We start from the raw sequence: 12770 nt of genomic DNA, 5'->3' as shown, positions 1-12770 counted from the left end.
AGACCCTGGTGGGCGTTGACGGAGTCGAACCGCCGACATTCTGCTTGTAAGGCAGACGCTCTACCAACTGAGCTAAACGCCCTGGAACCGTTCTGCTGACTGCATTTCGCGATCAGCGAGGAGGCGAATTAAACCATATCGTTTTTGCTTGCGCAAGGGGTTTCATCGAGTTTTTTAGGGAAAACCCGCATTTTTTTAAATTCCATGATGGTGAATGCATTTTGTCGGACAGAGAGGTGACGTCGGTCGTCAGCCTCATGTATTATTCCGGGATTCTCCTCGACCGGATTACGAAACGCATGAAGCCAACCTTTCTCGATTTTGAGCAGCCGATTGCCGAGCTGGAAAACAAAATTGAAGAGTTGCGGTTCGTTCAGGACGACTCCGTTCTGGACATTTCCGAAGAGATCGCTCGCTTGCAAAAGAAGAGTCAGGAGCTGACCAAAACACTGTACAGCAAGCTGACTCCGGCCCAGATCTCCCTGGTGGCCCGCCATCCGCAGCGCCCTTTGGCGCTGGATTACATCAACACCATTTTCACTGATTTTCATGAATTGCACGGGGATCGCACCTATGCCGACGACCCGGCAATCGTTGGCGGACTCGCCCGTTTCAACGGACAGCCCGTCATGGTCATCGGCCACCAGAAGGGGCGCGAGACCAAGGAAAAGATTCTCCGCAATTTCGGCATGCCCCGCCCGGAAGGCTATCGCAAGGCTTTGCGCCTGATGAAGCTCGCCGAAAAGTTTGCCATTCCGGTGATGACGTTCGTCGATACCATGGGCGCGTACCCGGGGATCGGCGCGGAAGAGCGCGGGCAGAGCGAGGCCATTGGCCGCAACCTTTATGAAATGGCCAAGCTGCGCGTGCCGGTGATCGTCACCGTGATCGGCGAGGGCGGCTCGGGCGGCGCGCTGGCGATTGCCGTCGGTGATTACGTCAATATGCTTCAGTACGCCACTTACTCGGTGATTTCTCCGGAAGGCTGCGCCTCCATTCTCTGGAAAACCGCCGAACGCGCCGCCGAGGCGGCCGAAGCGCTCGGCATTACCGCGAATCGCCTCAAGTCGCTCGGCCTGATCGACCGGGTGGTCAACGAACCCCTGGGCGGCGCTCACCGCGACCACGGGCAGATGATGAGTTCGCTCAAGCGGGTTTTGCAGGATCAGATGAAAGAAATCAACGGAAGGGCGATCGACGAGATTCTCAAGACCCGCTTTGACCGTCTGATGAGTTATGGACGTTACCTGGAAAATGCGGCCTGACCTTTTTCGGGAAGTTCTGAAGCAATGGCCGGACAGCCTGTCCGGCCATTTGTCATTGGAGCTTGGTCTTTCCGGCGGCATCGACTCCGTCGTGTTGCTGGATCTTCTGGCGCGCGGCCGTTCCGAGCGCCCGTTCTCTTTGTGCGCGGTGCACGTTCACCACGGATTGAGTCCCCATGCCGACCGCTGGGTGGAGCATTGCCGCGCGTTGTGCGAGGCCCTGAACGTCCCTTTGCGTGTTCACCGGGTAAAGCTTGCCATACCGGGAGGCATGAGCCTCGAGGCGGTGGCTCGCGAGGCGCGTTACGGTGTTTATCGCGAGAGCCGGGCCGATTGCGTGGTGCTGGCTCATCACGCTGACGATCAGTCGGAGACGCAACTGCTGCAATTGTTGCGCGGTGGCGGGGTGAGGGCGCTGGCGGGCATGCCGACGCTTCGCGACGAGGGTGGGTGCCGTTACTGGCGCCCGCTGCTTGGGTTCAGCCGCGAAGAGATCGAGGCGTATGCCGTGTCCCGCGCCTTGTCGTGGGTCGAGGACGAGAGCAACGCCGATGTGCGCTGGCGGCGCAATTTTCTGCGCCACGATGTGTTTCCCCGTATCGCCCGGGCTGTTCCCGAGTACCGCCGTCATCTGGCGCGCAGTGCCGCGCTGATGGCCGATGCCGCTCAGGTGCTGGAGGAGGTCGCGGGCATGGATCTTGAGACCTGCGAGGACCATGAAGGGCTGGATCTGGGACGTTTTTCAGCCTTGTCGGCCCCGCGCCAGAGGCTGCTCCTGGTGGCCTGGCTGGGAAAACTGGGTGCGCCATCCGCTGCGCCGGAAATGCTTGAGGATTTCCGGCATCAGGTGCTTGTGGCGGGAGAAGACCGCTCCCCGTCCCTGACATGGGGCGGTGTTGTCGTGTTCCGCTATCGCGGTCGGCTCAGGGCGGCCGTTGCCGGCCTTCGCGCCGGCGGGGCATGCCCGCTCGCCTGGCCCGACAGCGGTTCGATTCAGGAAGGATGGGAAGGTCGGTTTGTCTGGTCCCGGCGCCGTGGCGGGCTGGCCGAATCGGTACTGGAGGCCGGATTGAGGCTGGTGCCGAGGGAGGGGGGAGAGCGCGTGTTGCTGGAGATCGGCCACAAGCGCGTCAAGACCCTGCTTCAGGAGTGGGGTATCCCTCCGGCGTTGCGCGCCGGTCTTCCGCTTCTCGTGCGCGATGACGGTCGTATCGCCGCGGTTCCCGGTGTGGCCGTGGCGCTGGACGCGCGCGCCGACGATGGCTGGTGGCCGGATTGGCTGCCTGACGCTAATCCAGCAAAGGTCTGATCAGCGCCATTCTTTTTTGTCGGTTGAAGTGTGCGAGGCCGGCATCGTCCATGGCTTGAAATTCCCCGATCATCGCGTTCAACACCGTTTGCGGGTCTCCCAGGCGGTTTTCTTGCAGGCGCTGGATGGCCTCCGTCATGAAAAGCCCGCAGCCATTGGGTACATTTTTCTGTAGCCGCGCATGCGCGCATGTCAATTGATCGGCCGGCAACAATCCGGTGAGCGGGTGGTGCGATCCTTCGCTGTTGGAATCGAAGTGGAGCCAGCGTCCGTTGGCCAGCCTGACAAGGAGCGTCCAGTGCAGGCTTTGATAAAACGGGACGAGCCATGGCGAAGTGCCCGACTTTTCTTCGAGCAGCAGGCCGGGCAGTTCGGTGGCGGTGACCACGCGCGGGAGGGTCCGGCAGGTCCGCATGCGGGGCAGCCGCTCGAGCTCGGCATGAATCTCGTCCTGCGAGACAAGGCGCGCCAGAGTCCATGGGGATTCTCCCAGGCTGTCTTTGCGCGCGGCGATCTCACCCGGGTCGCCCGATTTGTGCCTGAAGGCCTGATTGAGAAATTTTTCCACCACCGTGTGTCCGAGGTCATGCGCCCGGCTGCCCAACAGGAAGGCCAGATGGCCGGGGTTGCCCAAGGCGGGTAGCAGGCCGGTATCGATACTGTCATGGGTTGCGGTTTGGGCGACGATACGCAGCATCATGTCCGCTTGGTCGGCAAGCCTGTCGCGTATGACTGACGATTCGTGCATCGTCAGGTCGAACCAGGCGAGAGCCGCGGTTTTGCCGATGGCGTCGTCGCGCAGCGCCAGATTGCCCAGGTATTCGATGGCGTCTTCATCACCTTGTGCCGCGCGGGTGACAAGTTCATCCAGGGTCAGGCCGATACCCAATTCCGACAGGGGGGTGGGAGATGACTGCAACGGGGAAATCGACGGGATCATGCGGCTGCTCCGGTGTGGTGGGTGTCAAGCCAGAGTAGCGCCGGTACCGGATGCGGACTTGCAAAAAACGGCTTTACCAATGAAAACGCCCCCGGCGTCGTGACCGGGGGCGATGCAATGAGTGCTAGTGCGTTCGCGGTCAGTCGCGATCGCCGGCGAACACCATCAGAATGCGCAGCAGGCTGGTGAACAGGTTGTAGATCTGGATGTAGATCGTCAGCGCCGCGGAGATGTAGCTGTCCTCGCCGCCGTCCACGACCACCTTCACCTGGTACATGATCATCAGCGAGCTGAACAGCGCGAAACCGCAGGAAATCGCCAGCATCATCGCCGGCATCTGCATCACGATGTTGGCGATCACGGCGAGCATCAGCACGATGGCGCCGGCCATCAGAAAGCTGCCCAGTCCGGACAGGTCGCGCTTGGTGGTGGCGCCGATCGCCGCCATGCCAAGGAAGATCGCGCCGGTCGCTCCACCGGCCACCGCGATCAGCGCGCCGCCATTGCGCAGGCCGAGAGCGGATTGCAGCAGGGGGGCAAGAAGCAGGCCCATCACGAAGGTGAAGCCGAGCATCAGATAGATGCCGGTGCTGGAGTAGCGATTGCGTTCAATCGCGTAAACCAGTCCGTAGAAGATCGCGAAGGTAGCCACGATGCCCATGATCGGGTTTTGTCTCAGCAAAAAGCCGAAGTTCATACTGACACCGATCAGCGCGCCGATGACCGTCGGGATCATCGACAGACCGAGCAGCGCATAGGTGTTGCGCAGAACCTTGTGGCGCGATTCGGCCAGCGAAGGCGAGTAGGCCGTCTGAAGGTTCGGTTGCATGTAGTCAGTCTCCTGGTGTTGGGTGATATGTTGCGTGTCCGAGATAGACAGGAGGGATGATAAATAGTTTCGTCCCTCGACGCCATTATCACAAATGGTCGAGTATTTGTCCTTAAATAGGGTCCTGGCCGTTATTTTGCAAGGGGGGAAGGTTTCCGGCTTGCCGGGCGCGGGGCTTTACGGTATTCTGTGCGCCGTTCGTGAAATCGGTGTGTCAACGCCCGTCATGAGCGACGCGAAAGTGGCGGAATTGGTAGACGCACTGGATTTAGGTTCCAGCGCCGCAAGGCGTGAGAGTTCGAGTCTCTCCTTTCGCACCAGATATCTTCACCGGTGAATCCTGCCTGTATCAAGACTTCCCTCCTTTTTGGTCCATGCCGGTTTTGAGTGTTTCTGTCCGCGCGCTATCCACTTGCCTGTTTGCCTGATTTGGCCTCATGCCGTATCGTTTTTATCTGTGACTATTGCCGGTTAAGGACATGACGCCAGAACGGCTGCAAGTATTTCTGAACGACAATATCCCCATGAGCGTTGCCATGGGCGCGATCATCCGCCATGCCGGGCCGGACCGGTTGATACTGGATGCGCCCCTGGCGCCCAATCTCAATCATCATGGCACGCTATTTGGCGGCAGCGGCGCGGCGCTGGCGATTCTCGCCGCCTGGTCGCTTGTGCACGTGCGCTTGGCCGATGAGGGGCTGGTGGCGGATCTGGTGATTCAGCGCCACGCGATGGAGTATGAGAAGCCTGTGGCCAAAGCGGTCACGGTGGAGGCGATGCTTCTGCAAGAGGGGGCGTGGCCGGGCTTTTTACGGATGCTTGAACGCAAGGGCAGAGCGCGCATCGCCGTCTTGGCCGTGCTGCTGGAGGAGGGCGAGGTAAGGGGACGGTTGTCCGGTGAGTTTGTTGCCATGAAAAAAAGCGAGAAATAATTCTTTTTGCATGATGCTTGGCAAACGATTGACCGGGGCGTAGAATGGCCCTTCTCGGGGCCGGTAGCTCAGCTGGGAGAGCGTCGCGTTCGCAATGCGAAGGTCGGGAGTTCGATCCTCCTCCGGTCCACCACATTCAAATCTGGCAACATTCCGGAATGTCATCGGGGCCATTTCTTTGGCCGTTCGGCAAGATTACGCGATGTTTCCGTATTACCACGCTATGAGTACCTTCAGCTTTTCATGATGATGAGTGCGTGATCTGTCAGCGGGTGTCCCGAAGTGTGTCATGGTTATCCTCCCTCCTCCATTTTCTGCCTGGAACTTGAAAGAATTTCTCTCGCAACGATGCATTTCCTCTCGGCGTCCTTGGGGGGTATGTGACGCGATAGAGTCAAAAGACATGCGAAGTGGAGCATGCCGTCGCTTCGCGATGAGGTGGTCACCTGCTTCGCTGTCATTTTCCGTTTAGAGGATTGGCGGCTGGTCTTGCTTGTGCGCCAGCTACTAAAGACCTGCCCTTTCTGCCACTTTCGTCGGAGTTGAAACTCGCTATGGTCACAACAATGACGCTGTCGTCATTGCGCTTGGCTTTTCCGCCACCACCGCTTGATCGGACTGTGACATGGATACCCGCGATCTCTTCGCCGAGCTCCAGATTCTCGACATAAAGGACCCCCGGTCGCCGTCCCGCGGCATGCAGGAAGGTATTTCCTACCGATGGAGCGGCAAAAACCGGTTGATTCCGTCATGGTGGGTGATGGCGCCATTTGGCTCGTGGGGTTCGCCGTCAGCTCCCCCCGCTTCCCACGAAAGGCCAAAGACACCGGAGATACCGTCTTACAGTCCTTTTGTGCAAGCGCTTCACCGCGCCATTGTCGATGCTGTCGCCGAGGGGGGGAACCGTCCCTGTTTCATCGACCTGAGTAATTTGTCCCTCGCCAAGGAAACCCGGATTTTCGAGGACAGAGCTTCTGATGAAGGCCACACCATCATCGGTACGCTCGCCCGGTACATCAACGCATTGCCGAGCGATGCCACGCCGGTCATCCGTTATCTGATCGGCAACGATACGCCGATCGACTGGAACGGTTTCGTGGCCGAAGACACAATCTACCAGGCCATCACCACGCACATACGCCATCCTCGCGCCATGCTGTATTGCGGAAACAGCTCGCCGTCCGTACCGCTGCCGACTCCGAAGGCGGGCCAGGTCAGCCCTTTCATTGAAAGGGTCGTGAGCGAGCTCTGGCAACACCTGACCCATCCGGCGACACTGACCGCGGCTGCCGGGCTGACGGCCGCCGCGCGCGCACTGATCACCGATATGGAAGCGGAGTTGCGGCCGATGCTTCCCGAGTTGCTGGAACACTGGGTACGGGTTACCGGCAGTTGGAATCACTCGAAGATTTTCGCCATGAATGGCCTGGCGCTGGTCACCGGGGGCATGAATTACTGGAAGCTTTATCAGAACCGGCCTGATGGCACCGTGCTGGATCTGGATATCTCCTTGCGGGGGGATGCCGCTGTTGACGCGCACTTGTTCGCCGACTACCTCTGGCAACGGTTGGGCGCGCGTTCCGGTTCCGATCCGGTCTCATGGTGCAAGGCCGTGAAGCTTGACGGAACCTCTGCCGAACCGATTCCTTGCCGCCACGTTCCCGTGTTTGGCCCCATGCCCGTTAACGCGGGGCCGGCCCATGTGCTTAGCGTGGGCCGTAACGGTGACTGGCATATGAGCCATTTCGAGTATCCAGTACAAATTTTCGACGCGCTGCGGGACGCGTTTCTCAATCTTGCCGCGCTTTGGATTGAAAAGAAGGCGTCTGCGCCGGGTTCGGCCTTGCTGGTCTTGTTGTGTCGCCTGTTAAGCGACGACAGCGAGCTGTTCCGCGAGGTCGCGCATAAGTTCGGCATTAATCCCATGGCCTGGGCGTCCCGCTATTCCCGCAGCCATGCCATCCGACATGCGCAGCGCACAGTGCGCATGAGTCAGCAGGCCGTGGTCCAAGGGTTATTGCTGGGCATTCCGGCCTACCAGTCGTTCGTCCGTCTTGTCAATGAACGGCTGGGGGTTCATTGGGACGGGCTGATCTGGGCTTTTGACACATTCGATGCCATGGGCTGCGCGCTGGCGACCATGAGCCGGACTGACGGATCCGATCGCGGCATCGATATCGTCTGCTCCTTTTATGACAAGGGTTGGTCCGACATGGCGCATGCCGAAATCTTTTCGTCCCGGCTCGGCGCATATATGCAGGGGCAGGCTTTGACCGGGATCATCAAACCGGCGGCGCCCGTCGCCGACCTGGTCAGGACGCTGTTGCGTTACAGACGGGTCAGGAACGATCTGACCTCGAATGGCAATCACTGCAAGCTGACTCTGGTTGATGATGCCTTGTGCTATATCGGTTCGGATAACGCCTACCCGTCGTATAACATGGAGTTCGGCGTCTGGATCGATGACCGGACCGCTATTCGCGAATTTGTTCAGGGCTACTGGAATGGTTTGCAACACTACCTGGACAAGTAATCGCGTTACCTTCCGATTATAGATGTGGTCCGGCAAGGCATAAGCTGGCCGGGCCAGCCAAGCTGCTTTTCTGGCGTCAAGTCAGGCTTCTCGCATTGTCTGCTCACACCGACCGCCCTAACAGCTGGCACGGCCAACCATCCACATCGAATGCGCAGATTCGCTCGTAGCCGCAGGACTCATAAAATTGCACCAGGGCACCGGAACCCCCGCCATAGCAATCGACACGCAAGCGCTTTACCCCGGCCAGTTTTGCCTGATCCTCCGCGAAAGCCATCAAGTGTCGACCAATACCTCGATAGTTTGATCTACGTGATGCCACCAGCAATCTCACATAGAGTTCAGGTTCTGTCATGGCTGGAACGTAGGGCATGGCTTCTCCCAATACCAAAGCGGCCCGAACCGGGCCGCCTTGTTCCTCTGCTACCCACGCGCCGGGCAGCGAGCACGCTTCGGTCACCCTGGCAACTTGCCGTGGCTGGGTCGACCACGGCTCAGATCCCCATTGCCCTTGATTGTGTATTTCGACAAACCAAGCGATTATCTCATCGAAAATTCTTAACACTGCCGGAGCGTCTGCTTCGTTCGCGCGACGGATGACCAGTCTATCCAGCTCTGTGTTCGCCATGTGGCAGTCCTTCATTCAATGTCCATCAAGCCGGTGCTCCGTTCGCTTCGATCGCTGTTCTTGGAAGCCAACCGTTCGAAACATTTTACTCGATTGGTCTTTGGATTCGCACCGGCTGCGTGGGGGACGGACGAGAATACAGCGTTGAGCATTATTCTCGCCTTTAAATAACAGAATCATCCAGTGTCGCATGGGCAAACGTGAATCGCACTGGCCGCTGCTGACGACGCGATCACGGCCTTGCCTGCGGGATCTCGGGGTTCAAAAAATCCCGCGCGATATCATGCGTAAGAGCCCATGAACCCGGCGTTACATGAAAGAATTTGTCGCAATTGATCGGCCAAAGGCTCGGAGGCCGGGCCTGAACGCCTTTCTTGGTACGGGCGGGGTGCCGATCCTGGGAGAATTCAAGGCCGGATGTCCGGGGATAGCGGACGCGGGCGTTGAGGCTTCGGAGGAGGGCGAGGAGGTGCCGCGCGGCTGACCCGGCAATTGCATCTGGCCATTTCCCGGTACAATCCGCGAGGTCTGCTTTGTCTGGAAGTTGGTCGGAGCCGAAGAGCAAGAGAGGTCCGGATTGTTGTTTTATTTTTATGCTTTTTGAGTTATCTTGGCCGGCCAACCGAATTCAGGAGCGGATGTGGGCGGATGCAAACCAATCGCGCCTAATTGCTGGGCGGTCTCGCCGGCGCTGGCCTGTTATCTGGGGCTGCGTTGGCGTGCCTTCGCCGACGACTGGCTCCGGCTGCTGAGGCGACGCGGCGCCTGGTTGCTGTTTCCCTCGTTGCTGTATGTCTACCAACTGGTCAAGGGGGGCGATCCCGCCATCCCCTGGTTGCCGTATTTCAGCAAACTTCCCGTTTCTGCCTTGCAGGGGGGCTATGCGATGCTGTTCTTGTTCGCCGCATTTCCCCTGTTGCCTATTTTGCGTCCGCCTTCGGTGATCCGCCTGTTCGCCAGCTTGCCCTTGTCCGGCCGTCAGCACCGGATTGGCGATGCGCTGCTGGCCTTGGCGGCATGTATGCCGTTGCCGGCCTTGTTGTTAGCGATGGCGCTGGCATCCTGGCTGTGCGGGGGGCGGGTGGATGATGCCGCGCTGGGCGGCATCGGCTGGCTGGGGGTTGGCGGTACGATGATGGCCTCCTCGATCATGTGGCTCTGGCTGCAATGGCAACTCGCGCGGGGAGGCACCCGTTATCGGCCTCCCTTGTTCCGAATGCCCGTTGTCCTGACCTTGCCTCTCAACGTCACGTTGGCCGCGTTACCCGCAGGGCAAAGGCGGTTGCTGCAGGGTGTGCCATGGGTGATGCTGGGGTACCTGGCCTCTGTTCCTTTCCGGTACCACCCCATCGCTGCAATGCTGGCTTTCTCGCTGATGCAGTTTTTTACCCGAATGTGGCAGCTCAGATTGCATGCCGCAGAGCGCCGGATAAAGCGTAGCCTCGGGCATTGGCCGATAGCCGGACTGTCGACCGGCGTCGCGGTACTGGCGTTCTTGCCGTATCTGGCGTTTCATGCGTTTTTTGTCATGACGATATGGGCTGCCCAACCGGTGAATCCGCAACCGCTGCTCTGGTTGTGCCTGGCCGCGCCCCTGCAGTGCCTGTTGTGTCATGCGCTTCGCGACATCGCGCCGGAGCGGGCGATATTTCCCCTGGGTTTTGGCTGGGCCGCGTGCCTGGCGATTGTTTCGGAGCTGACCGGATGAGTCGTCTGGAATTGGTTGGGCTGAGCATCGCTTACCCGGAGAAACGTATCCTGGACTGCGCCCATCTGACCTTCGAGGCAGGACTGGTCTGGTTGACCGGCGAGAACGGGAGCGGCAAATCCAGCGCCCTGCGTACCCTGGCCGGTGCCTTGCCGGGCTACCGCGGAACACTGCGGCTCAATGGTGTCGAGGAGGCCTCCCATCCTGCTGCATACCGCCGCCAGCTGTTTTTCTGCGACAGCGACGAAGTGCCATTGCCATGGCTTGTGCCATCGCAATGGGCGCGTCTGGCGGCTGAGGTTTTGCCGGCATTCGATGAGGCCGCTTGGCGCGCTGGGCTAGATGCGTTCCGCCTGACGGGTACGGAACGGCAGCCGCTTGACGAACTGTCGCTGGGCACCGGGCGCAAGCATTTTCTTGCGCTGTCATTCGCCAGCGGCGCCAGGCTGCTGTTGTTCGACGAACCCTATAATGCGCTGGACGACCTTGCCTGCGAGGTTCTTGAGGCTGGCATGGCCCGAGCGCTGGAACGCGGAGCGCTTGTCATCGTTGCCAGTCACCGCCGGCCACGGCATCTCGTTCCCGCCCGCGTCCTGCGCATTGGCGGTGGCGTCCTGCATCCTGTTACCGGCCAGTTCAGCGGGTGGGTGTGATCGCGACGCGGACAGTCTTGCCCGACATCGGGTTGAGGGTGCAGACGAATGTCATGTCGCGCCAGCCCTTGCGGGTACGCATCGACCCCCTGCCTTCCAGGCGCCCCGCGCTGACCAGTTTCAGGCTTTCCGTCGAGTTGTCGCCAAGGAACACCTTGTCGACACTGGGATCCTGTTTTTTCGCCGCGCGCAAGGAAGCCGGGCCGCACAGGATTTCCGCCGCCTTTTTCGCGGTGCTCCAGGCGGAGGCTGTCGCGCGGTCTTCGGCCGACTTCAGTCGGGCGATGGCGGCATCCACCCGCTTTTGCTGCGCCTCGGAGAGCTTGACCGGTTCGTCGGCATGGGCGAGCGCGGTGATGCCGATCAGCACTGTGGTCATGACGGATTTCCATAAAACGGTCTGCATAAGGCGATCCTTGTCGAAAATGTGTTGTCGCGCAGGAGTCACTTGCGCGTACCGGACTTCATGGTATTCCTTTTTTTCGGGAAGACTATCGGCCAAAAGTGCGGGGTGTGCGGGAAACGGCTGAATCGGGGGGCAGGGCGTTACATGGAGTCCAGCCCTTTGGCCGCATGCCGGAAGGCCTCGATGACATCGGGCGGGGTTGCTTTGTTGAAAGCCGCATAAAGAGCGCTGTCGAGGTTTCTCACTGGCAATGCCTTTTCCACCAGCGAGGGATCCTTGCCAAGCGAAGTCAGCTTGCTGAGTATGCCGTTCTCCGTCGACATGATCAGATCGCAGCGCCCGGCGATGAATTTCTTCACATTGAGCGTCGAGTCGGAGGCCAGTTCCAGCTGCATGAATCCTTCGCCGACCAGATATTCGTGGCGATAGTCATCCTGAACCACACAAATACGGTGTTTCCTTGCATCCTCCAGCGACGACAGCGAAAGATCCGTACGCGAGCGAAGCCGGTAGAACGACACTTCCGAATCGAGCAGTTTGACAGTGAAATCGAGAAAACCCTGCCTTTCACGGGTTTTCGCGATGGGAAAAATCATCGCATAGGGTCGGTTCTTCGCTTCGTTGTAACCGCGCGACCAAGGCACCACCCGGATGGTCGACGCGGGCAACTTCAGACGGACAAGGATGGCAAGAACCTTGCGAGTGGCGGTTCCCCCCGGAATACCGGTTTTGTCATCCGCTATCACATAGGGTGGGTCGTTATCCGTGTAGATCCTGACGCCTGACAGATCGGCGGCCGGGATGGCCTGCGCAACCACGCACAGTGCAACGGCGGCGCTTTTGCGCCACTTTTCCCGCCGAGACCTCCCGCCACCGCCCATTTCCGTTTCCCGCTCTTCTTGCCGCCACTCCGGTCAGTATAGTGTCCCGGATTCGTTTGTAACGCTTTTGATTGTCGTTACACATTATTGGCACTGGAAAAGCGGGATCGGCGGCGTTGCCGAAGGCGGGGGGTCAGGTCTTGCTTTCGCAGTTGATCATCCAGTGGATGCCGAACGGGTCGATCAATGCCCCGAAGTAAGCGCCCCAGAACATCTCCTGCATTGGGGTTTTGACGGATCCGTCGCGCGACAAGGCCGCGAAGAGGCGATCCGCTTCTGCGCGAGAATCGGGCTCGAGGTTGATGCAGACGTTGTTGCCCGGTTCGAGAGGGAATTTGCCGCTGTCCGGGCAGTCGCTGCCCATCAGTATGTGACCGCCCAAAATCGGCAGGGCGACATGCATCACCAGATTTCTGTCTTCCTCCGCAACGGGCGGCTGGTTCTCCTGGGACGGCGTGTCGCTGAACCGGTGTATGGGACAGAGAAATTCGCTCTCGAATACTGAGCGGTAGAAGAGAAACGCGCTCTCGGTCGAGCGCCGGAAAATCAGGTAAGTGCTCACTTTTGCCATGTGCATGTCTCCGTCTGGGGGCGCGAAAAGGTGCCGAGGTGGCAGGCGAACCTGACTCGCGGGAAGTGCATGAAGAGTAGGACATAAAAGCAGTTTGCGAAACTGTTGTCAGTGA

The 12770-nt window shown here is 59.6% G+C and carries 12 protein-coding genes and 3 tRNA genes; 8 read left to right on the top strand and 7 right to left on the bottom strand.

Going from position 1 to position 12770, the window contains the following annotated elements:
- Positions 1 to 6: 6 nt before the first annotated feature.
- Positions 7 to 82 (bottom strand) — tRNA-Val (locus JNO50_RS12010).
- A 217-nt stretch (positions 83 to 299) separates the two neighbouring features.
- Between JNO50_RS12010 and JNO50_RS12005 the strand changes: the two genes are divergently transcribed.
- The gene (locus tag JNO50_RS12005) at positions 300 to 1265 is read left to right on the top strand and encodes an acetyl-CoA carboxylase carboxyltransferase subunit alpha (RefSeq protein WP_189534076.1); all 966 of its coding nucleotides are present in this window, start codon (positions 300 to 302) and stop codon (positions 1263 to 1265) included.
- Entirely contained in the window at positions 1255 to 2574 is a 1320-nt protein-coding gene (gene tilS, locus JNO50_RS12000) for a tRNA lysidine(34) synthetase TilS (protein WP_229804682.1), read from the top strand. The genes JNO50_RS12005 and tilS overlap by 11 nt, the downstream gene beginning before the upstream one ends.
- On the opposite strand, the gene JNO50_RS11995 is transcribed toward tilS, so the two are convergent.
- Positions 2555 to 3514: a C48 family peptidase gene (locus JNO50_RS11995; protein ID WP_189534080.1), complete on the bottom strand. Its 960-nt coding sequence runs from the start codon at positions 3512 to 3514 to the stop codon at positions 2555 to 2557. The genes tilS and JNO50_RS11995 overlap by 20 nt on opposite strands.
- A 139-nt stretch (positions 3515 to 3653) precedes the next feature.
- The gene (locus JNO50_RS11990; protein ID WP_189534081.1) at positions 3654 to 4343 is read right to left on the bottom strand and encodes a Bax inhibitor-1/YccA family protein; all 690 of its coding nucleotides are present in this window, start codon (positions 4341 to 4343) and stop codon (positions 3654 to 3656) included.
- A 235-nt stretch (positions 4344 to 4578) separates the two neighbouring features.
- Between JNO50_RS11990 and JNO50_RS11985 the strand changes: the two genes are divergently transcribed.
- From JNO50_RS11985 to JNO50_RS11970, 4 genes are all read left to right on the top strand, one after another.
- A tRNA-Leu gene (locus JNO50_RS11985) sits at positions 4579 to 4663 on the top strand.
- 159 nt (positions 4664 to 4822) lie between these two features.
- Complete coding sequence (locus tag JNO50_RS11980; RefSeq protein ID WP_189534083.1) at positions 4823 to 5275, top strand: YiiD C-terminal domain-containing protein; 453 nt, start codon at positions 4823 to 4825, stop codon at positions 5273 to 5275.
- A gap of 57 nt (positions 5276 to 5332) precedes the next feature.
- Positions 5333 to 5408: transfer RNA gene (locus tag JNO50_RS11975), tRNA-Ala, on the top strand.
- 720 nt (positions 5409 to 6128) lie between these two features.
- Entirely contained in the window at positions 6129 to 7808 is a 1680-nt protein-coding gene (locus JNO50_RS11970; protein WP_189534086.1) for a phospholipase D-like domain-containing protein, read from the top strand.
- Positions 7809 to 7911: 103 nt separating this feature from the next.
- On the opposite strand, the gene JNO50_RS11965 is transcribed toward JNO50_RS11970, so the two are convergent.
- On the bottom strand, positions 7912 to 8436 hold the full coding sequence (locus tag JNO50_RS11965) for a GNAT family N-acetyltransferase (protein WP_189534088.1): 525 nt from the start codon (positions 8434 to 8436) through the stop codon (positions 7912 to 7914).
- A 640-nt stretch (positions 8437 to 9076) separates the two neighbouring features.
- On the opposite strand from JNO50_RS11965, the gene JNO50_RS11960 reads away from it, so the two are divergent.
- Both JNO50_RS11960 and JNO50_RS11955 read left to right on the top strand, forming a co-directional pair.
- A complete protein-coding gene (locus tag JNO50_RS11960; RefSeq protein WP_189534090.1) occupies positions 9077 to 10144 on the top strand; it encodes a hypothetical protein in 1068 nt (355 codons plus the stop codon).
- Positions 10141 to 10797: an ABC transporter ATP-binding protein gene (locus tag JNO50_RS11955; protein ID WP_189534092.1), complete on the top strand. Its 657-nt coding sequence runs from the start codon at positions 10141 to 10143 to the stop codon at positions 10795 to 10797. The genes JNO50_RS11960 and JNO50_RS11955 overlap by 4 nt, the downstream gene beginning before the upstream one ends.
- Here the strand turns inward: JNO50_RS11955 and JNO50_RS11950 are convergent.
- From JNO50_RS11950 to JNO50_RS11940, 3 genes are all read right to left on the bottom strand, one after another.
- Complete coding sequence (locus JNO50_RS11950; protein ID WP_189534094.1) at positions 10781 to 11176, bottom strand: hypothetical protein; 396 nt, start codon at positions 11174 to 11176, stop codon at positions 10781 to 10783. The two genes, JNO50_RS11955 and JNO50_RS11950, sit on opposite strands and share 17 nt — an antisense overlap.
- A gap of 167 nt (positions 11177 to 11343) precedes the next feature.
- Complete coding sequence (locus tag JNO50_RS11945; protein WP_215796363.1) at positions 11344 to 12021, bottom strand: substrate-binding periplasmic protein; 678 nt, start codon at positions 12019 to 12021, stop codon at positions 11344 to 11346.
- Positions 12022 to 12217: 196 nt separating this feature from the next.
- A complete protein-coding gene (locus tag JNO50_RS11940) occupies positions 12218 to 12655 on the bottom strand; it encodes a VOC family protein (RefSeq protein ID WP_189534097.1) in 438 nt (145 codons plus the stop codon).
- Positions 12656 to 12770: the final 115 nt, after the last annotated feature.

The sequence above is a fragment of the Paludibacterium paludis genome (assembly GCF_018802605.1).
Classification (GTDB): Bacteria; Pseudomonadota; Gammaproteobacteria; order Burkholderiales; family Chromobacteriaceae; genus Paludibacterium; species Paludibacterium paludis.
Note: the sequence above shows the minus strand (reverse complement) of the source record. Positions and strands in the feature narration are given on the sequence as shown.